Source organism: Sciscionella sediminilitoris (assembly GCF_000737195.2).
GTDB lineage: Bacteria > Actinomycetota > Actinomycetes > Mycobacteriales > Pseudonocardiaceae > Sciscionella > Sciscionella sediminilitoris.
Genome location: NZ_JALM01000144.1, coordinates 1 through 895 on the forward strand (window position 1 = coordinate 1; position 895 = coordinate 895).

Sequence of the window (895 nt, forward strand, 5' to 3'; positions counted from 1 at the left end):
CTAAGGGGTGTCTCGTAACCCGGTGTCGGGCTAGTCGAGGCCATAGTTGATCATGTTGGTGTGGTGCAGGTGATCACAGCGTCGCGGCCGGAGTGGATCGCCCCGTTTACGGGACTGGAGCCGGGGCAGTTCCGCAAGCTGGTGCGACTGGTCGCGAAGCGGGGCGGAGACGAGATCGCGGACGGCCGCCCGGGCCGGCAGTGGGCGTTGCCGCTGGCAGACCGGGTGCTGCTGGTCGCAACGTATTGGCGGACGAACCTGACGATGCGCCAGATCGGGCCGCTGTTCGGGGTGTCGCATTCCGCTGCGTACCGGGTGATCGACACGGTCGGGCCGCTGCTGGCGCTGGCCCCGGTCCGCAAACGCCGGGTCGACTCGGTCGCGATCGTGGACGGCACCTTGGTGCCCACCCGGGATCACCGGCTGGCGACACCGTCGAAGAACTACCGGTACTCCACCAACGTGCAGGTCGCGATCGACGCCGAGACCCGGCTGGTGATCGCCACCGGCGACCCGCAACCGGGCAGCCGCAACGACTGCACCGTCTACCGTGACTCCGGCATCGCTGAACAGCTCGCCGGGCTGCCGGTGATGGCCGATGGTGGTTACCAGGGCAATCCCGGGGTTGTCATGCCGTACCGCAAACCCCGCGACGGCAGCGACCTGCCTGAATGGAAGGAAAACCTCAACGCGACTCACCGCACGATCCGCGCCCGCGTCGAGCACGTCCTGTCCCGGATGAAGAACTTCAAGATCCTCCGCGACTATCGCCGCGCCGCCAGCACCCTCACCGACACGGTCTCCGGAATCGCGAACCTGCACAACATCCTCCTCACCGACTGACCGCAACACCCACCCCCACCAACCACAACACGAGTTACGAGACATCCCTTAG

At 66.5% G+C, this 895-nt stretch carries 1 protein-coding gene; it reads left to right on the plus strand.

Annotated elements, in window-relative coordinates; translation table 11 throughout:
- Positions 1-63 precede the first annotated feature (63 nt).
- The gene (locus AD72_RS33800; RefSeq protein ID WP_037348317.1) at positions 64-843 is read left to right on the plus strand and encodes an IS5/IS1182 family transposase; all 780 of its coding nucleotides are present in this window, start codon (positions 64-66) and stop codon (positions 841-843) included.
- The last annotated feature ends 52 nt before the right edge of the window (positions 844-895 follow it).